General features: G+C 54.3%; 15 protein-coding genes. 7 read left to right on the forward strand and 8 right to left on the reverse strand.

Translation table 11 applies throughout. The annotated features are described in order from the left end of the window. On the forward strand, positions 1 to 339 hold the full coding sequence (locus QWY20_RS16105) for a tRNA-binding protein (RefSeq protein WP_330130029.1): 339 nt from the start codon (positions 1 to 3) through the stop codon (positions 337 to 339). A 13-nt stretch (positions 340 to 352) separates the two neighbouring features. On the opposite strand, the gene QWY20_RS16110 is transcribed toward QWY20_RS16105, so the two are convergent. Beyond that, the gene (locus tag QWY20_RS16110) at positions 353 to 796 is read right to left on the reverse strand and encodes a YybH family protein (RefSeq protein ID WP_330130030.1); all 444 of its coding nucleotides are present in this window, start codon (positions 794 to 796) and stop codon (positions 353 to 355) included. Between the two features lie 174 nt (positions 797 to 970). Between QWY20_RS16110 and QWY20_RS16115 the strand changes: the two genes are divergently transcribed. Next, positions 971 to 1189, forward strand: a complete 219-nt coding sequence (locus tag QWY20_RS16115; RefSeq protein ID WP_330130031.1) for a type II toxin-antitoxin system Phd/YefM family antitoxin — start codon at positions 971 to 973, stop codon at positions 1187 to 1189. After that, positions 1182 to 1526: a hypothetical protein gene (locus QWY20_RS16120; RefSeq protein WP_330130032.1), complete on the forward strand. Its 345-nt coding sequence runs from the start codon at positions 1182 to 1184 to the stop codon at positions 1524 to 1526. Before QWY20_RS16115 ends, QWY20_RS16120 begins: the two co-directional genes overlap by 8 nt. A 79-nt stretch (positions 1527 to 1605) precedes the next feature. Here QWY20_RS16120 and QWY20_RS16125 read toward each other — a convergent pair whose 3' ends face one another. Both QWY20_RS16125 and QWY20_RS16130 read right to left on the reverse strand, forming a co-directional pair. Then, positions 1606 to 4029: a glycoside hydrolase family 31 protein gene (locus tag QWY20_RS16125; protein ID WP_330130033.1), complete on the reverse strand. Its 2424-nt coding sequence runs from the start codon at positions 4027 to 4029 to the stop codon at positions 1606 to 1608. Positions 4030 to 4032: 3 nt separating this feature from the next. Continuing rightward, a complete protein-coding gene (locus QWY20_RS16130) occupies positions 4033 to 5940 on the reverse strand; it encodes an alpha-amylase family protein (protein ID WP_330130034.1) in 1908 nt (635 codons plus the stop codon). Positions 5941 to 6237: 297 nt separating this feature from the next. Here QWY20_RS16130 and QWY20_RS16135 point away from each other — a divergent pair, with 297 nt between their 5' ends. Further along, positions 6238 to 7560 carry a DUF4397 domain-containing protein gene (locus QWY20_RS16135; RefSeq protein WP_330130035.1) on the forward strand — a complete coding sequence of 441 codons (1323 nt, stop codon included), beginning with the start codon at positions 6238 to 6240 and terminating at the stop codon, positions 7558 to 7560. A 31-nt stretch (positions 7561 to 7591) separates the two neighbouring features. Here the strand turns inward: QWY20_RS16135 and QWY20_RS16140 are convergent, their stop codons facing one another. From QWY20_RS16140 to QWY20_RS16150, 3 genes are all read right to left on the reverse strand, one after another. Continuing rightward, positions 7592 to 7885, reverse strand: a complete 294-nt coding sequence (locus tag QWY20_RS16140; protein WP_330130036.1) for a hypothetical protein — start codon at positions 7883 to 7885, stop codon at positions 7592 to 7594. 147 nt (positions 7886 to 8032) lie between these two features. Beyond that, entirely contained in the window at positions 8033 to 12007 is a 3975-nt protein-coding gene (locus QWY20_RS16145) for an alpha-1,6-glucosidase domain-containing protein (protein ID WP_330130037.1), read from the reverse strand. Between the two features lie 39 nt (positions 12008 to 12046). Further along, positions 12047 to 14890, reverse strand: a complete 2844-nt coding sequence (locus QWY20_RS16150) for a TonB-dependent receptor (RefSeq protein ID WP_330130038.1) — start codon at positions 14888 to 14890, stop codon at positions 12047 to 12049. Between the two features lie 308 nt (positions 14891 to 15198). Between QWY20_RS16150 and QWY20_RS16155 the strand changes: the two genes are divergently transcribed. Both QWY20_RS16155 and QWY20_RS16160 read left to right on the forward strand, forming a co-directional pair. Continuing rightward, a complete protein-coding gene (locus tag QWY20_RS16155; protein WP_330130039.1) occupies positions 15199 to 16623 on the forward strand; it encodes a hypothetical protein in 1425 nt (474 codons plus the stop codon). A gap of 76 nt (positions 16624 to 16699) precedes the next feature. Continuing rightward, on the forward strand, positions 16700 to 17020 hold the full coding sequence (locus tag QWY20_RS16160; RefSeq protein WP_330130040.1) for a hypothetical protein: 321 nt from the start codon (positions 16700 to 16702) through the stop codon (positions 17018 to 17020). Between the two features lie 12 nt (positions 17021 to 17032). On the opposite strand, the gene QWY20_RS16165 is transcribed toward QWY20_RS16160, so the two are convergent. Together QWY20_RS16165 and QWY20_RS16170 are read right to left on the reverse strand one after the other, a co-directional pair. Further along, on the reverse strand, positions 17033 to 17629 hold the full coding sequence (locus QWY20_RS16165; protein WP_330130041.1) for a response regulator transcription factor: 597 nt from the start codon (positions 17627 to 17629) through the stop codon (positions 17033 to 17035). After that, positions 17626 to 18702 (reverse strand): sensor histidine kinase, encoded by a 1077-nt coding sequence (locus tag QWY20_RS16170; RefSeq protein WP_330130042.1) that lies wholly within the window; start codon positions 18700 to 18702, stop codon positions 17626 to 17628. Before QWY20_RS16170 ends, QWY20_RS16165 begins: the two co-directional genes overlap by 4 nt. 182 nt (positions 18703 to 18884) lie before the next feature. On the opposite strand from QWY20_RS16170, the gene QWY20_RS16175 reads away from it, so the two are divergent. Beyond that, a complete protein-coding gene (locus QWY20_RS16175; RefSeq protein ID WP_330130043.1) occupies positions 18885 to 19835 on the forward strand; it encodes an alpha/beta fold hydrolase in 951 nt (316 codons plus the stop codon). Positions 19836 to 19837: the final 2 nt, after the last annotated feature.

Here is a 19837-nt window from a genome sequence, read left to right on the forward strand (position 1 = left end):
ATGAAGCTCATCGCATGGGATGATTTTGAGCAGGTGGAGCTAAGGGCAGGCACCATTATCGATGTGCAGCCCTTTCCTGAAGCACGCAAACCAGCTTACAAGCTATGGATCGATTTTGGCGAAGACATCGGCATCAAAAAATCCAGTGCCCAGCTAACGGCGTTGTATCAGCCAGAGCAATTGTTGGGACGGCAAGTGCTTGGTGTGGTCAATTTCCCGCCGCGCCAGATTGGCCCCTTTCGTTCCGAATGCCTGATTTGCGGCTTTTACCGGCCAGATGGTGCCGTGGTGCTGGCTATTCCGGAGCAGGATGTGCTCAATGGCGCTAAGCTGGGCTGAAAAGCTCAGCTCATCAGTCACCATCAGGCTTTAAATCAAACTGGCCTTGGCCGGATGCCATATCAACCGGTACTGAGAAATGCTCGTGGATGATTTTCCAGCCATCAGGTTGCAGTTGCCAGCACTGAGTGCAGCGTAGCCAGCACAGATGCAATTGGCCTTGGTGATCGGTGCCGCCGCCATAATTTAAGAAGTGGCAAAAAGCCAGTTCGGTATCGGCCTGCACTTCCAGCTGGTGTACTTCAAAGCGAAACTCACCAGGGCAGAAACCCATGCTGTGCTGCCAGTGCTGTTGATAGGCATCACGGCTTTGGAACTGCAACGGGCCTATCGCATCAAAAGCCCGTAACGGTGGGCTGTAAAACTGCATAATGGCTTCGACATCTTTACGGGCCACCGCCTTACTCCAGCTGTCTATCAACTGCCGTATCTGCTTTGCATGGTCTTGATCGGTCATCACGCTCTCCTGTCAACTGCTTTTTAGGCTAGTCGGTTAAGGATGTCGTATTTCGACAAAAACGACAGAAAAAAGTGGTGAAAAGGTGTAAGCAGATGTCACAAGCCAACTGGAAGAACGCTCAGTGCTCTGCTAAGCTGAAAGGGCTTTTTAAAGTCTTTTTAAAGGTGGCTGATGCAAACCGAGACCGTGACCTACCTGAAGGAACATGCCAACACCCTGGAGTTGCATGAAGAGCTGCTGATCACCAAGCACGGTAAACCCGCTTTTGTGGTGCAGTCCTACCAGGATTATCAGTTCCAACAGGACACACTGGCGTTGCTGAAAATCTTAAAGCTATCCGAAAAAACGCTGCAGCATACTAAGTTAACTGTGGAACAAGCTTTTGAGTAAGCCATTTTCTATTGTCAGCTCACCGCTATTCAGATTATCTGTTCAGCGTTTTAAAGCCTTTCTTAGCGACAAGTATGGTGAGCAAAAAGCAGCCGACACCCTCACCGCCATTCAACAGCGCATTTTGCAGCACTTACCCAACACACCTGAAATAGCACCGATTAGCGAACGACTATTCGCACTAGGGATCACCGAGTACCGGCAATGGCAACTGGATGGACACAACCTGCTGTTTTACTCCGTCAACGAGCAGCAACATCAAATCGAGCTGCTGCTATCAATGGACAGCCGGCAAAGTTTGCAAAAGTTGCTGTTTGAACTGAATTTACTGCTGTAGCCGCGCAGCCAGCCGCGAAACTTTTAAAGAAAAACCAGCACCCGACCGCTGTGCTGGCTTTTTTTGGGAGAAATGGTAGTTAACGCAGTTGCAGCTGAGTATCCTGCTGCCAGCTAAATTGCACCACAATGGCGCCATCGCGGTTACGCCAGGCACCGGTTTCGCCTTCAGCCAGCGCTTCGGCTTGGATGGTAAAACGCTGCTCGCCCAGCTGTACTTGCTGCCATTGTGTCGGGGCCTGGTGCAGCACCAACATCAATTGGCGCGCTGCCGGCATGCCGGGGAAGTCGCCCTGACGGCTTAGACTGATTGCCAGTTGCTGATCCTGTTGATTGCGGGCGCTGAACTGCAGCAGTTCAAATGCGCCGTCCTCTAAACTGGTGCGGCTGTGGCCATCGTCGTCGTACAACTCGCCTTCGCTTTGGCCCACACTGGCATGGTGCCAGTAGTGCAGCTCCAACTGCTTGGTGCTGTACTGATCCAGGCTTTGCAGCGGCGCTACCATCGGCACAAAGGACCCGGCTTTAACCAGCACAGGAATGGTTTCCAGCGTCACCGGCACCTCGAGCTTTTGCCCCCCTTGATAGGCGGTGCCAGCAAAGAAATCAAACCAGACCCCAGCCGGTGCATTGACCGTCCAGCTGCTAACGCCTGGTTCAGTTACCGGTGCGACCAGAAAAGCATCGCCCCACAGATAGCTGTTTTTCTCTGTCAGGTAGTCCGGGTTGTCCGGCTCCAGCCAAAACAGTGGGCGCATCAAAGGCAGGCCGCGGGTGCTGTGCTGGTAGGCCAGGGTATAGTTGTACGGCGTTAAACGGTAGCGCAAACGGATAAAGTCACGGCTGATGCGCTGGGTGGTGCCATCGTGGAACACCGGCTCAGGCGCGATGTGCTCCTGCGCGTGCGGCCGGTACACCGGTTGAAAGACCCCAAACTGCATCCAGCGGGTGTACATTTCGGCATCGAAGGTTTCACCGCCGGCAAAACCGCCCAGATCCGAGTGGATGTAGCCAAAGCCAAACAGGCTCATTTGCAGTGCCAGCTCGACCTGCGGCTTTAAACCATCCCAGCTGCGATCGACATCGCCGGTCCAGGGGATCATGCCGTAGCGCTGCGAGCCCGGTGCGCCGGAGCGCATCATGATAAAGGGCCGAAGCGTCGGGTAATCGCGCACATGGCGCTCAAACACCATTTTGGCCCACTCATGGCCATAGGCATTGTGAATCTCATCGGCGGTGGCAGTGCCTTGCGGCAGGCGGTGAATGGCATCGTGCGGGTGCACTTCCGGCTCGCCCAAATCACCCCACCAGCCCGCTACCCCCTGCTGCATCAAGCCATGGTAAATCTGCCAGAACCACTCAGCTGCTTCTGGTTTGAACACATCAATCAGGCCGGTGTTGCCAAAATAAAAATCAAAGGTTCTGGGCTTGCCGGCCAGATTCAGCGCCAGCACATCCTCACGCACCGCTTCTTGCCAACGGTTGGAGCTGGTCAGCATAAAAGGTTCGGTGATTAGAATGGTTTTCACGCCCAGCTCACGAAAATCGGCGATCATTTGCTCAGGGTTGGGAAAGGCTGCTTTATCCCAGGCCAGATTGCCCATGTGGCCCTGAATATCGGGGCCAAACCAGAACAGATCCAGCACGATGGCATCGAGCGGAAAACCCTGATCGACGAAACGCTGCACGGTGTCGCGGGCTTCTTGCTCGGTTCGGTAGCCAAAGCGGGAGGCGTAGTTACCGAGCGCCCAGCGTGGGGGTAGTGGCGGCATGCCACTGGCCTGCAAATACTGCTGCAGCGTGTCCTGATGGCTGTCGCCGGCAGCAACAAGGTAACCGGTGCGGCCACCGACGGCTTCAAATTGCAGCACATCGGCTTCGGTTTTGCCCAGGTCGATAAAGCCGCTGGCCGAGTTATCAAACAACAGCAGATAGTTGTGGCTGGAAATCACTCCGGGAATGCTGAAGTACATTTGCTCGGACTCGGTGGTGTAACCATAGTGCGCTTTGTTGTAAAGCGGCAGCCGGTGACCCCGTCGGTCCATGCCCAGCACCCGCTGGCCGGCGCCGAGTAGCTTTTCATCCGGCTTTAACTGAAAACGAAAACCGCGCAGGGTATCGTGCACAAATAGGCCTTGCTCCTCGGCCAGAAAGACCTCGCCGTCGCGCAGAAAGCTCAGCCGCAGCGGCTGGGTCGCAACCCTTACCGTCAGGGCTTCGGTGCCGTAATACAGCACCTCACCCTGAGTTTCCAGCCCAGCCGCCAGCAATTGAGGTTTTGGTGGCAACGTAAAGGATGGCAGTTGTTTTACGCCCTCGTTTTGATAAAACACTTCCACCACCGCCGGCTGATGGAAGCGCAGCGTCAATTGACCTGCGCTGGTCTGGATCAGCAGGCCCTCATCCGTCAGCTGATGGCTTTGGTAGTCCAGTGTCTGCGCTGGCAGCAGCCAGCTGGCAAACACCAGCAGGCTAACAAAGAGTGCACCTATGGATTTAAGCATGGCTTAGTGCTCCAGTTGCAGGATCAGAGATGCCAAAGGCGCCAGCGTCAATGGCACCGAGCCGACACCGTTTTGCACCGTCAGCGACACCGAAAGCTCACCATACAGCTGTTCCGTCAGGGTGTAACTGCCATCGGTCAGGCCCCAGGCGGCAATTTGCTCTGCCGGGATCTGCAAGTTCATCGGCGGGTAAGCCGCATCCCGCACATTGGCAACAATCAGTAATTTCTGTTCATCGGTCCAGCGCAGGAAAGACAGCAGCTTGTCATCGTAATGCTCGGTCGCCGCCCGGTTGGCGCGGTGAATTTCGGCGTAGTGGCCGTTCATGGCTGGCTGCTCAGCACTAAAGCGCATCAAACGCACATAGAAATCACGCAGCTTACGCTCTTCATCGGTCAGAGCGCCGCCGTCAAATTTGCCTCCGTTCATCCAGCGCTGATGAGCCGGCACACCCCAGTAATCAAAAATGGTGGTGCGGCTGGCCTTACCAAAACCGGCATCGTCGCTGGCCGCTTCGCCGACTTCCTGGCCAAAGTACAGCATGGTTGGCGAGGTGCTGATGGTGGCTGAAATCAGCATGGCGGGCATCCCTAAGCGGGCGTCGCCGGCAAATTCCGGGCTGGCAATGCGCTGCTCATCGTGGTTTTCCAAAAAGTGCAGCATATGGTGCTCAATATCCGCCATGCTGTCCTGCACCTCCACCAACGCATCGGTGCTGCCGTGGCCTTGCATCGCCCACTTCAGGTTGTCGTAAAACTCGACCTTGTCGTACAGGTAATCCATCCGGCCCAGATGCAGATAGTCGCGGTACAGATGCGGCTGGTACACTTCGGCCAACAGGAAGGCATCCGGATTCACCTGCTTGATGTGCGAATTCAGGTAACTCCAGAACTCGACCGGTACCATTTCGGCCATGTCGTAACGAAAGCCATCGACACCCATGTCGATCCAGTACAGCACGATGTCACGAAATTTCTGCCAGGAATCTGGCACATCCCGGCCTTGCCAGAAGGTATAGTGATCCTCAATGCTTTTCTGTGCATACTCGGCTGGCAGGCTATCAAAGTCGTAACTGCCATCGGGCCGCACACCAAAGTTGATTTTGACCGTTTCGTACCAGTCATCAAAGTCTGGCTGGGCAGAGCGCGAGCCGTTGCCGGTCCACTTGGCGGGATACTCGTCAAACTGGCCATCGGCCAGCGGGTGCGGCTCACCGCCAAGTGGCCGATAATCCTCGGGCCAGGCCGGAACCTGAAAAGCTTCGCCCGGGATGTAGTAGAAATTGTTGTCGCGGGCGTAGGCCACACTGGTGTCGTCGCTGGCACCAAAGTCAGCCACCCCATCCGGCCGGCTGATGGAGTGATAGTTACGCGCCACGTGGTTGGGCACAATATCAATCAGCACCTTCATGCCATGGGCATGGGTGCGGGCAATCAGGGCCTGAAATTCCTGCAAGCGATTGGCCGGATCATCAGCCAGATCCGGACTGACGTTGTAGTAGTCTTTCACCGCGTAAGGTGAGCCGGCCCGGCCTTTCACCACATCCGGGTCGTCCAGCGAAATGCCATAGGCAGTGTAGTCGCGGATCACCGCATGATGCGGCACCCCGGTGTACCAGACATGGGTTACGCCCAGCTCTTTAATACCGGCCAGGGCTTCATCGGTAAAATCGCTGAATTTACCAACGCCGTTTTCTTCCAGCGTGCCCCAGGGTTTGTTGGTGGTGTTGGTGTTGCCAAACAGCCGGGTAAAGACCTGATACACCACCGCCTTGCCTGCTTCCGCAGTCTGCTCGGTGGCGGGCTCCGCCTCTGGCTTAGCCGCAGTCGACTGATCTGGCTGCGATGCCGGTTGACAGGCCAACAAGGCGGCACTGGCGGCCAGCGCCAATAAGGATGGTTTTAACTGCATTGCTCTGCTCCCCGCAAACCATAAAAAATGCTTACCCCTAAAGTTACGCACTTCTTTGTGGCAAATCCGCACTTTTTGCACTGAATACGTATGCATGCATTGCCTTGCAGATGCGACAACACCGTTTTTGCACGAGAGTGATAGGGCCGGTCTGACCCCCTGCCATAACCACTTCCACTCCAACGATCATGAAATGTAACCTACTGTAATCAATTGTATTTTTTTGACAATAGCTCTTCAGCCGCAGGCCAATACTGAGTAGGCTCTGGCGGTTACTAACCAGATAGGTATTTCACCATGTTGACGCAATTTCGTGTTATCGCTTTGAGTCTGAGTCTTTTGTCCGGTTTGACTGCTTGCGGCGGCAGTTCCGATAAAAATGAGGATGAAACCAACTATGCACAAAGCTATCTGCAGTTTTATCACGGCGCAACCAGCCTGGAGCCGGTGCAACTGCAGGTAAATCATCACCAGCCCAGCCAACTGAGTCTGGGGCAGGCTTCCAGTTTACGGACTCTGGATGCCACTGAACATGAGTTCAGCCTAACCACAGTGCAGAGCCAGCAACAACTGCTCAAAGCCAGTATGGCTCTGACCTCTGGCTACAAACATTTAATGATTCTGACCGAGCAAGAGGGCGAGCCGGAGCTGCTGGCGGTTGAGTTTGATCGCAACACCAGTTTAGATCAGCAATTTATGCTGACCCTGACCAATCTATCCGTCCAGTTTCCTGAGTTGGATATCCATCTGGTAAAAGCGGATCAGAGCTTATCCGAGGCTGAGTTGCAGGAAACCCTCAGCCCGTTCGAAGTAGCATACCCAAATGACAAGCTGGCACGCGGTTATTACAGTGTGTACCTGACCAAACCGGGACAACAGCAAGTAGAGTTCCAGAGCCAAAACTTCCATTTTCAATACAACAGTACCTACAGCCTGATCATACGTGACCTGCCTGGTCCTCTGACGGATCAACTGGTAATCGATGTGGTACTGAACTCCAGCGCCACCGAACAACTGCAGCATCGCCAGGCCCCAGCTCAATTCCGCCTGTTCAATAGCATGCAACCCATTCAGGTACTGTTGGATCAAGAGCCATTGCAGGCATTAGAACACGCAGAACTCAGTAATTACACCCTGCTGCCACAAGGCGATTACCAACTTACAGTACGGGATATGGAAGGTAACTCAATTCTTGAAAATCAATTACTTAGTTTGCAGCAAGGGCAAAGCAAGGTCATGGTGCTATTTCAGGACAGGACAGGTGCAGCCAGAAACCTGCAGTACATCGAACCAAACCGGCCTCAACAACACCAGCACGATGTCACGGTAGTGAACCTGAATGAAACCTTCGATGAATTAAACCTCTATTTTGTCAGGGCGGATGAAACCATTCACAGTGCCCACTACAAAGTACAGAAACTGGCTATTGGCAAGCAACAGCAGATCCGGATACCCTCCAGTCAAATCTCACTGGCTCTTACCGCCATCACCAGCCAGGGTAATGAGCTACTACTGGAAAAAACAGCACCAATGACCCTGCAACAAGGTCAACATTACTTAATTAGTTTAGAGCACGACCCTGCCAGTCCGAATGATGTCAAACTGCAGCTGCTCCATTAGCATCTGCGGCTTTTACAGGAGCAAGGAAGTTTTAATCCGTAGCGGGCCTGCCCTGCGGTAATAAGGTGCATTGATACCCCCAGCCGCGCTGCTTTTCAACAAAGTGCGCGGCTTTTTCCGCGCAGTACCCCACCTCATTACGGGCACGCCACAGCACCTGCTGTTCGCCCTCACGGCTATAACGCACTTCGCACGGCAGTTCACCGCCTTCGGGGTAGACCACTTCAATCAGGCGCACTGAATCGCCACGGGTACACTGGGTGGTTTGGGGTTGGCCAGCCAGTACCGGCAGGCTTAATAACAGTAGACAGTACCAAGGTTTCATCGCAGTTCTCTCTCTCGTTGCAGAATATGCAGTATAGCAAAGCTGCCGGGCCTTGCTGACTGACAAAAAAGGGGATCCGAAGATCCCCAGAGTGCCAGGAAAAGCAAAAGAAGTGCTGAGCCTGCATCAGCACTTCCGCAACACAGCTTAGTTTGCAGTCACGGTAAACACCGGTGCCGTCGGCTCGCTGGCATCGATAGTAAAGGTGTAATCACCGGCTGCCGGGAAGCTCAGGTTCAGGTTGCCGCCGTTAAACACCAGCGTCTTCCCTACCCCCAGCTCCATGGCGCCGCCGTCATCACCTGCACCGAAATTGATGTCGGCCCAATCGGCATCGGCAAACTTAAACTCGTAGTTTTGAGCTTCCAATGTCATGGTGACCTGATACTGATCAGCCCCAATGTACTGGAAGGGCATGCTGGTCCCCCAGTCCGTCAAACTGCCACGCAGATAGATGGTGGTGGCCCCATAAGGCCGCTTCTCTTCCACCAACAGCACCGGTGCTTCCGGATTGCTGGCATTCAGACTAAAGCGATAGGTGCCGGCTGTTGCTATGGTCAGCCGCAAGTTAGCACCCTGACGCGCCAGCGTCTTGTTGCTGCCCAGCACCACGTCGGCACCATCAGCGCCGCCGCCAAAGTCCACGGAGCTCCAGTCGGATGAAGCTACTTTGAACTCATAGTCGCCCGCTTCCAGATGACGCTCCAGCGCATAGACATTGCCACCTTCGTACAGCATCTCATCGTCGGTGCTCCAGCCATTCATGCCGCCACGGACAAAGACACTGGTCGCCTCATAAGGCGGGATATCCGGTGCGCCAGTGGTCGCATCGGCCGACAGGCCTTCGCCCTGGTCGCCATGCTGAGGTTTGATAAAGACCGCCATGGTGCGCGCCGGGACCACGAAGGTGCCTTCGTCATTGCCTTGCTGGAAATAGGCCGAGCGCACCCGGCTATCAACCGAAGCCTGCTGGATAGGGTGCAAATCAAAGTCCTGTGCGGTTGGGATGCTGTGCGCTACTTCATGGGCACTGCCGTTGATCACCACTACCAGCGCATCAATGGTTGGATCCAGATCGGCCAGACCCAGCCCATCGTCGATGCTCATCACAATCAAGCCGGGCGTCTGGTTGCTGCCAACATTGTGAAAACCTACCCGGTCCATCACATCCCCGGCGGTCCGCAAGCGGAACAACGGATGCTGACTGCGAATGCGCAGGAACTCGTTAAAGACTTCAGCAGCAAAGGAAATATCCTCCGGCTGCACTGCGGTATTGGGGTTTAAAAACAAACGGGCAATCGCATCCCAGTTGCCTTCATTTTTTTCTGCCAATGGCAGGCCCACCGCCCAGTTATTGGTCTGGAAAGTGAAATCCACGTAATTGAACCAGTCGCCGGAGTCGTAACTGTCTCTGTCCATCGACTTGGAGCGCAGGAAATCACCCCCCAATTGCAGAAAGGGAATGCCCTGGCTCATCAGCGGAATGGCAATGGAGATGTTTTGCGCCCGGACCCTGTCTGCCGCAGACATCTGCTCATCCAGCCGGTACTGCAACTGATCCCACAGCGTTTCGTTGTCGTGCTTGGAGACGTAGTTGATGATATCGGCTGGCATTTCAGCATAGCCAGCTGGCTGACCATTCCAGTTTAAGCTGGATGCCGGGCCCGAGCTGCCACGATGCGTCAGCAGCACATAGTCTTTTAAAGTAGCTGCCAGGCTAACCCGGATGATGTCCAGCTCGCTGCGATCTGAGTCACTTAGCTCCGACTTGAATAACGCCGCGCTGCGCACCCCTTCCCGAATGCGATCGTTGAAGGTACCGACCGCAGTGCCAGCCATATCCTGCTGCTTGGCCTGGGTAAACAAGCGGTTATTGGCCACTTCGCCAAAGTTCCAGCCTTCACCGTAGAAGTAGGTGTCTGGGTCGACCGCACGGACTGCCTCACGGGCCGCCAGAATGTCTTCTTTGCGGTGATGGCCCATAATATCGAAGCGGAAATCGTTGTAGCCGAAGTCCCGCGCCAGGATCACCAGCGAGTCGCGGATAAACTTATCCATCATCCTGTGCTCAGTGGCGGTGTTCTCACAGCAGGTCGAGCGTTCAATCACCCCGGTGCTTTCGTTGTAGCGGTGGTAGTAGCCCGGCACTATTTTGTCGAACACCGACTTATCAAACAGACCGGACGAACTGGTATGGTTGTAGACCACATCCAGCGCCACCCGCAGTCCCATCTCATTCAAGGCCTGGATCATGGCCCGCACTTCCCGTACCCGGGCCGGCCCTTCCACCGCGGTGGCAAAACTGCCTTCCGGCGCAATAAAGTGGTGTGGATCATAGCCCCAGTTAAAGCCATCCAGATGTCGCATCGACTGCACCAGCGCCTGAGCCTTGGTTTCATACGGCAGATAGCTTTCCAGAACCGAGATGATAGTGGCGCTGTTGCTTTCGACACCACAGACCGGTGCCTGCGGATTCAGTTGACACAAGCGGCCGACGGTATCGGTGATTTCCACCCGCTGGCTGACATCCTCGTTGATATTGGACTGATTGGTCGCTGGCAGTACGTGAAAGTGGGTGACGCCTGCCTCAGCCAAACGCCGCAGATGCTGCACCGGCGCCGAGTCCTCTTCCGTGAAAGCCAGGTACTTGCCGCGCCAGCCGGTCCGGGTGCTGATATCGCGGATACTAAAATCACGGATATGGCCTTCGTAAATCACAATGTCTTCCGGGTGCTGCACCACGGGCACTGGACGCTCATCCCAACCTTCCGGTTTAAAGTCGTCGTCGTTCAGATCGACAAACTGACTAAAAAGGCCATTCATCGAAACATTCAGCGAGTAAGGATCGGTCGCTTCCATCACTTCCACAGCACGGGTCAGAGGGTGGTAAGCGGTGACCTGATAACGGTAGAACAACCGGTCCAGCTCGTCACGATCAGCGCTGTACGACCAGACACCGGTCTCGCTGTCGTAATCCATCAACACACTGTCTTGCAGATTTTTGGCAGCATTGTAGACCTGCAAACGCACCTCATGGGCGGTGGGTGCCCAGACCGCAGTATGGATGCTGCCCGCCTCGTAATGAATTCCCAGCTGGGCCGAAAGGGCACTGTTCTCGCCATAGGCATAAAGATCATCCAGCACTTTGGCGGCCTGCACCCAGGTTGCTGTCAGTAACTCACCCTCTTGATTGTAGGCTGCCAATGCCAGCTGCTGACGCGCCAGTTGCTTAGCTGTCGCCCGATCCACATCCAGCATAAAGGCAGGCTGATCGCCAAGGTGAGGCACCAGCGCCCGCTGCGCATCGGTTAAATCCACCGGCACCAGTTCAATCGACTGGCCAGTCAAATCCTCATCCAGTACCTGAATGTCAGCCTCGGCATCGTGAAACAAGCGTACCCGGTTGGCGGCCCATACATCGGCATTCCAGATCAAAGTATGCTGATCGATCCAGTGTGCCGCCGCACCCTGCACACTGACACCCAACGACAGCAGCGGGTATTCAAACACCGAAGCCACTCCGGAGAAGGTCCAGTTCATGCGGGCAAAATCCGGGTCGTCTTGCGACAACGGCATGGTGAAATCACCACCGCCCATCTCTTTGCCGGAGTCTTCGGTGCCAATATGGATAATAAAATTACCGCAAGCGCCTTCGGTACCGGCATAGCCCTCTTTCAGCTCCAGCAACCAGTAGGCGCCGTAGTTGGGATCGATGCCGGTAATCGGCAGACCATTGTCCCAGGAGGGGGCTATCGACGCTGGTTGGTAAGCATCGCAGGCATCGTTGTTCCAGGTGTGCAGCCGCCAGCCATCGTAGTTGCCATCCTGCGGCCTTTTGTAAAACAGCACCGCCTGGTTTTCATTCGGGAAAATGATCGGGTCCGGCGCATTGGGGTCCGCCCCCACCACGCAACTTTCATTCATCGCATCCGGCACTGTGGGTGCAGGGCACTGGATTGGCGGTGGATCAATACAGGCCGTGCCGGCCTGATTCGGAATTTGCGGTACAGCACAGGTCAACAGGACCTGGCCCTGCTCGGTGGAATCGCCGCCGCAGGCACTGAGCAACAGCAACAGCAGCGCACTGGCACCCAGCTTCAGGCATTGTTTCATACTAGACATTTTTCTTGCTCCAATTCGTAGTCAGTTCCATGCTCAGTGTCAGAAGACATACACAGCGCCGAGGAAATACTGGCGGCCAAAGAACTGCAGGGTGCCGGTCTGGGCCTGCTGCCCAAAGTAACTTTTGGTCGGTTCATCGGTCAGGTTATTGACCTGAAACAACAGCTTCAAATGGTCGTTCCACTGATAACCAGCCTGAAAGTCGACCACGGTTTCGCTGTGAAAGTTGGTGACCTGCTCATCAATACCAATCTGGGTGGAGACAAAAGGCGAGCGATAGCGGCCGCTGATGCGGGCCTCAAAACCTTCATACTCCCAAAACACAGTGGCGGTCAGGACTTCGCGGGATAAGCCTTCAAAGCTCATGGGCACCGGATCGCCCCCCAGCGGATTGACCAGGTTGACCTCACTCTGGGTGTAGGAGTAGCTGCCACTGACCCCAAGACCAGACCAGAAATCCGGCAGGAAATTAAACACCTGGGTGTAAGCCAGTTCCAAACCCCGAATGTAACCGCCATCGTCGTTGTTAACCGCGGTAGAAAAAGCGCCATTAAAGGTCGCACGCGGAATACCATCCTCGTTAATAATCTGATCCGGTACCGGGAAACCGGCGGCTTTAAAATCAAACTCCTGAATGGTGAAGTCATTGATAAAGGACTTGATGTCCTTGTAAAACAAGGCCGCAACAAAAGCGCCGGCCGGGAAGTACACTTCGTAGGACAAGTCGTACTGCGTCGCTTCAAACGGCCGCAAGAACGGGCTGTTGGAGCTGTTGCCACTGACTTCGCCATCGTCGCTGATAAAAATCGCGGTATTGGAGGCCAGCCGGTTAATCGGTGGCCGCGACATCACTTTGGCGGCAGCAAAGCGCAGCTGGGTATTCTCGGTCAACCCTAAGTTCAGGTTCAGGCTGGGCAGGTAGTGGGTGTAGCTATCGCCAATAATGCCCGGGGCATAGCGGCCATTGATCAAGCCGACCTCATCGACAATAAACTGGGCCCCTTGCAGCGGGTCGCCACCGACATTGGCCAGATCAGTCGCCGACTGATCGGTATGCACCCGCCGCACCCCGATATTACCGCGCAGCGGCAAGCCAAAAATTTCGGTATCCAGATTGGCCATCAGATAGGCGGCCAGCACATCCTCAAACACCCGGCCACTTTCCTGCACCGACCAGCTGTAATTCGGTCCCACGCCAGGCGTCGGGCTGTTGATCACATCCGGGTTGCCGCTGCCCCAGGTTTGCACCGGCTGCGGAATGCCCTGTGGAAACCAGGCATTCAGCGCTTTATCCAGATCAATCGCCAGGTAGCTGGGGAAGTAACTGAATTTGCCTTTAAAATCGACCACATCTACCATGTCCTGCGTTAAGCGCAGCGGCGGTTGTGAGCTCAGGAAGGCGCCATCACTACCGTATTCGAACACCGAGCGATCGTTGCTGTAACGCCGCTCGGAATAACGCACCCCAGCCTCAATCGAGCGCAGCACCGGCAGGTCCAGCTCGTAACTCAAATCCAGCTTATAGGCATTGACCGCATCGGAGTTTACATAAGGGTAAATGCCATATTTGCTGACCATCACCCGATCGATATCGGAAAAGGCCGCCGCCTGATTAAAGCCCATATCCGGCAGGTTCAGCCCATTCAGCAAGTAGCTGATCGACACATTGGTATCCAGAACCGGTACCTCGGCATTGGCGTCCTCGGCCACCAGCGACCACAGCAAGCCATTGCGGAAATCACTGCTGGCGGTCGAGCGTGACACATCCAGCGACAGATTAAGCCGGTCGGTCACATCCCAGTCGGCATTCACGCCAAAACTGTTGACCTTATTAAAATCCCGGTTGTCATCATTGACAATTTCCACCCGGGTAAAGCTTTGTGAAGTGCGGTTAAAGGTACCGCCAACCACCGAGCTGTTGTTCAGCACCGGGTTGCCAACAGCGGCACTGGCCCCACCCAGTTTTACCCGAAAGCCGCGGGCAAAAGCTTCTTTATCAAAGCGCGATAAAAACGCATCGGCTTTTAAGGTGAAATTACTGACCGGCACCCACTCCACCGAGGCCAGATAACCATTGCGGGTCTCTTCACCACCCCGGTGCTGGATCTCAAAACCCTCACTAAGAAACTCCGGCTGACCATTACCGGTAACATCTTTTTGCGCATTGTAAGCCAGGCCAATAAACTGGGTGGCGACACTGGGCTGGTACAAGCGGGCATAGCCCAGCGCCAGCCCCAGGGTGTCGTCCAGATATTTGCCCTGATACGAAAAACTAAAGCGGTGGCCCACACTCTGACCATCCGGCACTTCGGTAGCCCGATCGTTGTACATACCGCGCAGATTTACTGTGAAACTATGCTGCTCGGTGTTGCGCAGCGGGCTGGCCGTTTCCAGCTCGACCGTACCGGCCACACCGCCTTCAATCAAGGAAGCTTTCGGCGACTTGTACACAGCAGCCGAATTGATCAATTCAGACGGGTACTGATCAAATTCAATATTCCGCTTACCGCTGGTAGACACCTGCTCACGGCCATTTAAAGTGGAAAACACAAAGCCACCCGACATACCACGAATATTGATTTCGGCGGCCTGACCGCCGGTACGCACCGCCGATACCCCCGGCAAGCGTGTGAGCGCGTCAGCCATCGATACATCTGGTAAAGCGCCTAAATCATCGGCCGAAATGGTCTCGGATACTATGTCGCTGAAACGTTTCGCGTCTAAAGAACGGAATAAACTGCTGGCAAAGCCCCGCACCTGAATCACTTCCACCTGTTCTTCGGCACTGGCAGGCGCATCCTGCCCGGCATCAGCCACTGCCAAACCACTGACACCAACCGCAGCGAGCGCCAGTGTCAGCAGCGTTTTTTTGGTCTTCAACATGTCTGTTGTCCCCGGTTTTCTTGTTGTTATGGCAGGCTCTTTTCATTGCACCCTGATGCACCAACCCGCCCGGCATCGGTGATGCCTTGCACAGTTATGGACAGAAATTAACCAATGGACAAGATGAATACGTATTCATACCATGCATTTATCAGCCTGCTTGCACCAGCAGGCAGCAGAAAGCCCGACTACACTCAGGCTTTACTTTTTATGGTGTTGACGTATGTTAAGATGAGCTTTCAACCAAGTTGGTGCTTGCTAAAGGCACTACAGGTCAGCAGTTGCATTGATAGGATGAGGTAATCGTCTTGGCCAAAACCGCGGATAAAACCATATATGCCAATGTCTTTTTGCGGCAGCTAAATTTCTTGCTGACGGCCCTTTACCAGGCCAGCCAGCCACAAGACTCACTCTTTGGTCTGGTGCGAGCTTACTTTCAACAAGAACAACCTGGCTGGCAAGAATTGGTGAACCTGCAGCAAAACTGGCAGAATGCAAAAAAACTGCCAGACCCGGCACTAAGCCAACATCGTCGTCGCTACACAGAGTTAAGTTACCAATTGGAACAGCAGCGTTTAAAGCGACTGGAGCAAAGTATCTATTGCTGTGAGCTGCTGCTGCAACTGTGCGAGGGCGAAAGCAAATCGGAAACCCTGACCCGCTCAGCCAGGGTGCTGGGTAGTTTGCAGTTGCTGGTACCTCATCAGCCCAAGCGCGCATTGGAGGTGCAGTTCAGTTATAAGCTGCTGTACAAGATGGTGCTGGCGCTGCGATTGCTCGATCACCGGTTGGAGCGGGAACAAATGCCATCCAGCTGGCAGCATTGTTGGCAACAGCGCCAGTCCGATCCTACCGCAAGTACTCTGTGCCCTTTTAGAAACCAGATCCAGCTGCCTCTGTTGCAAGCCATCCTGGTACAGGAATTTGGGCAACTGCATCCAGCGGCGCAGAAGCTGCTGCATAATTCGGAGCGACGACTGGATCCACTGACTGAGCTGGATAGCGATGCACGTTATCAGTTCTTACTGCAAAGCCATCAGGGCAGCTTGCAATTAGTGCAGCAGGGGTTAGGTGTCTGGCCCTATCAGGGCAGCGATAAAACAGAGCGCCAGCAGCATGAGCAGCAACAGCAGAAGCAACAACAGTGGATAAAGCAGCTGCTGGAAGCAACCCAGGTACCAGGCCAGGGTAGCGGTAACCTGCTGAAAGTGCCTCAGGTCTATGCATCCATTGTGATGCCGGGGCGCAAACGCTTCCGCTACGAAGCTTTGCCCAAAGCCGCCTTGCTCTTAAAGCAGGGTGTTCAGCAACAGCTGTATAGTGCTGACTGGGTGGATCAGTTACTGCGCATCACTGGCTTGTTCCCTCAAGGCTATGGCCTGGCTTTTATTCCAGCCAGAGCCAGCGAGCAAAGCCGGGATAAATACGAGTTCGCCATTGTAAATGCACTTTACCCGGCGGAGCCTCAGGTTCCGCACTGTCGTATTGTTACCCGCAACCTGCAGTATAAAAATACCGGTAAAGACTACGCTGTTCCAACGGCACAGAACCTTTATTTTCGAACGGCCCGTAAGCAGCTTGAAGTGGTGCCACCGGAGCGGCTGCGGGAGATCCTGAGCAAATTATTTGCCGATGCCGAACAACGCTTCTTACGGCAATTGCTGCCCCGCTGCTGGCAGCCTAACGATTTTTTTAGCCTGCCAGCCCATCAGAACTTATGGAATAAGGGCTAGGCATATCCGGTTAACATTCATCTGCCTTTAAGGTATGTGCTTTACACTCAAACAACTACCTATCGCGGAGAATATCATGCGTATCTTCATGCTTCTGTTGGCTGGCACCCTGATGGTCAGCTCATTTAGTGCTTCAGCCTGCGGCTTTCGCATGAAAGATGGCAAGCTGCTTAGCTGTAATATGAGCCGTATCGAACTGCTGGATCGGGCCGGTCAGCCCCTGAGCAAAGATGTCGAGGTGCATGCTATCAGCATGGAGCCCGGACAAGCAGGCGAGCGTGTCGAAACCTGGTCTTATATTTTACCGGGCTCGATCGGTGGCAATTATCTGGTCAGCATCACCTTGGTGCAAGGGAGAATTACTGCGATTGAAAGCCGGCAACAAATGCGCTCATAGCTAGGGCTCTGCTTACAACCAGCCCTTCTGCCGCGCGATACGGGCCGCATCAATCCGGTTGGCGGCATCTAACTTGTTGATCGCGTCAGATAAGTAGTTACGGGCGGTACCTTCTGCAATATAAAGGGCCGCCGCGATTTCACTGGTACTTTTACCATCCGCCGCCAAGCGTAACGCCTGGCGCTCTTTATCACTGAGTGGATCCTGTTCGCCCAGTGAGTTTAGCAACAGTTCGCTGTCGACCACTTTTCTACCGGCCATCACTTGTGCAATAGCTTGCACCAGCTGCTCAACCGGCGCATCTTTTAACAAAAAGCCACCGACACCAGCATCCATCGCCCGCTTGACATAACCAGCACGACCAAAGGTGGTGATGATCACCACTTTGGTAGTTAACTTGTGCTGTTGGACATAGTGCGCCAGCTCAATGCCGGTTTTTCCCGGCATTTCGATATCGCTTAGCAGCAAGTCAAACGGCTGTTGCTTTAACAGCGTCAGTGCCTGGTCACCATCAGCTGCTTCGGTAACGTCAAAACCGGATTCCAATCGCAGCAGGCTGGCAAGGGCTGTACGGACCATCGCCTGATCTTCGGCCAATAAAATTTTCATGCTGTCTGTTCCTGCAGTGAAAGTTGAATGCTGGCCGTCACGCCATCACTTTGTTCCAGCGCCAGCGTTGCGCCAATGGCCGCCAGCCGTTCGCGTAAGCCTGTAATCCCATTGCCTTCTTTGAGTTCAGAGCAACGACCATTATCACTGAGCTGAATCTGCAATTGCTTGCCCTGCTGCACAAAACTTAATTGGCAACTATCGCCCTGGCTGTGACGCATAATGTTGGTCACCAACTCGGTTAAGGCCAACACCACGGCTGTTTCACGGCGAGGATCCAAGATGGGAAGCTCCCCGTGAAGTTCGGCCTGAAAACCCGCATCGCGCAAGCGATTGAGCAGTTTGGTTACTTCTGCCGTTAAGCCCTGATGTTTGTAGCCTGACACACTTTGCCGTACCTGACTAAGCGCATCCCGTGCGATTTGACTCAACTCGCTAAGCTGCTGCCGGGCGGCATCTGTTTGCTGGTGCATTAGCAATTTCTCTGCTAAATCAGCCTTTAGGATAATGCTTGATAACGTATGGCCTAATATATCGTGCAAATCGCGGCCAATACGCTCCCGCTCAACCATGGTTGCCAACTGCTTAATTTCATCGGCACTTTGTCGCTCTGCCAATCGCTGTCGCTGCTTGGCTTGCTCAACACGGCCTAACAGGCTGACGCCCAGCACAACGGGGACCCCCATCAGCAGAAACAGCTCCCATTGAATACCCAGCAAGACATAGAGCAGCACCAACAACACGATGAGCATCGTCATAAGAAGCAGATAACGCTGTAGCCTGCAGGCATAGCCGATAAAAAAGCCGGCATAGGCAAATAAGGCGATAGCGCCGTAATTCACCGGTGTGATCAACGTCGCAACGACCACAATACCAACAACGGGTTTGACCATCTCATTGCGATTGCAACGATAAGCCCAAAAATAGCAATAAAGGAAAATCAGCAAGGCCGTAGCCATCGCAAGGTACTGCCAGAGCTCAAAACGGATGGTAAATAACGGAATAATAAAGAACACCAGGTTGATCAGATAAACCCAGCTAAGTTTTGTCTCCATTTTATCGAAGGGTTGCATCTGGTTCTCCCGCACTTAACTGCAAACAGTGTAAGCGCAATGACTGCGACTGTGCCAGTGACAACCATCACAGAATGGCATGACAGTTGTCATCCTCAATTGCTGACAAGCGTTACCTATGCAAACGATCGCTCCGGCCTAAACTGCCCTCATCGACAACCATCAAGTATGAGGCACTTACTATGACATCATTCAACACCCCACTTCGCAGCCTGATTCTGGCTGTAGGTGTAGCCGGCGCTTTGGTCAGCCTGCCTGCGACAGCCGCCCAGGCGGACACCTCACAGGCGAGCACCGCTCAACAGGCAACCACGCAAAATGCAGAACACTCTGTCTGTGCTTGTTTCGAGGTAACGGTAGTCGGAGAGGGACCAGCCGTTCTGCTTATTCCTGGCCTGGCATCTTCCGGCGATGTGTGGCACAGCACCGTCGAGGCACTGCAGGCGGACTATCAGCTGCATGTGTTCACACTGGCCGGCTTTGGCGGGGTGATGCCGCTGGCACATGAGGCGTGGGAGCATGGCTTTTTACCGACCCAGCAAGAGGCGATTTTGCGCTATATCCGGCAGCAGCAACTGAATAAACCGGTAGTCATTGGCCATTCATTGGGGGGCTACCTGGCACTGGCTTTAGCCGCAACGGCCCCCGAAGCTATCGGCGGTGCGATAAATATCGATGGCTTACCAGCACTGGGCGCACTTTTTGCTCAGAGCACAGCCAGTGATAGTGCTCGCCAAAATGCCGCCCCGGCAAATTTTGACCCTATGGCTATGGCCCAAAGTATGGCGAATAACGAAAGCTGGCATCAGCTCATTGAGAACGACATGTTCCGCTCCGATGACATGACCGCAGGCCGCGTGATGGGCGAATTGATGCAGGCTGACTTAAGACCACAATTGGGCAATATCCGCGTGCCAGTGCTAACACTTGGAGCACTGCAACATGGCGCTCCCTACAGCACGCCTGAACAGGTACAGGCAAATTATGAAAACCAGCTGGCCAATGCCCCGGCACAGTACCACAGCTTCGCTTTTGCTGCAGACTCCAAACATTTCATTATGGCGGATGCGCCCGAGTGGCTTACCCAGCAAATCACGCAGTTTCTGCACAGCCATGCCGTGACAGAGGAGTAAAG

Source organism: Alkalimonas cellulosilytica (assembly GCF_036325985.1).
Classification (GTDB): domain Bacteria; phylum Pseudomonadota; class Gammaproteobacteria; order Enterobacterales; family Alteromonadaceae; genus Alkalimonas; species Alkalimonas cellulosilytica.

Coding starts and splice junctions, on each gene's coding strand:
- QWY20_RS16115 (WP_330130031.1), top strand. CDS start 971: ATGCAAACCGAGACCGTGACCTACCTGAAGGAACATGCCAACACCCTG.
- QWY20_RS16110 (WP_330130030.1), bottom strand. CDS start 796: ATGACCGATCAAGACCATGCAAAGCAGATACGGCAGTTGATAGACAGC.
- QWY20_RS16165 (WP_330130041.1), bottom strand. CDS start 17,629: ATGAAAATTTTATTGGCCGAAGATCAGGCGATGGTCCGTACAGCCCTT.
- QWY20_RS16105 (WP_330130029.1), top strand. CDS start 1: ATGAAGCTCATCGCATGGGATGATTTTGAGCAGGTGGAGCTAAGGGCA.
- QWY20_RS16130 (WP_330130034.1), bottom strand. CDS start 5,940: ATGCAGTTAAAACCATCCTTATTGGCGCTGGCCGCCAGTGCCGCCTTG.
- QWY20_RS16175 (WP_330130043.1), top strand. CDS start 18,885: ATGACATCATTCAACACCCCACTTCGCAGCCTGATTCTGGCTGTAGGT.
- QWY20_RS16140 (WP_330130036.1), bottom strand. CDS start 7,885: ATGAAACCTTGGTACTGTCTACTGTTATTAAGCCTGCCGGTACTGGCT.
- QWY20_RS16145 (WP_330130037.1), bottom strand. CDS start 12,007: ATGTCTAGTATGAAACAATGCCTGAAGCTGGGTGCCAGTGCGCTGCTG.
- QWY20_RS16160 (WP_330130040.1), top strand. CDS start 16,700: ATGCGTATCTTCATGCTTCTGTTGGCTGGCACCCTGATGGTCAGCTCA.
- QWY20_RS16125 (WP_330130033.1), bottom strand. CDS start 4,029: ATGCTTAAATCCATAGGTGCACTCTTTGTTAGCCTGCTGGTGTTTGCC.
- QWY20_RS16170 (WP_330130042.1), bottom strand. CDS start 18,702: ATGCAACCCTTCGATAAAATGGAGACAAAACTTAGCTGGGTTTATCTG.
- QWY20_RS16135 (WP_330130035.1), top strand. CDS start 6,238: ATGTTGACGCAATTTCGTGTTATCGCTTTGAGTCTGAGTCTTTTGTCC.
- QWY20_RS16150 (WP_330130038.1), bottom strand. CDS start 14,890: ATGTTGAAGACCAAAAAAACGCTGCTGACACTGGCGCTCGCTGCGGTT.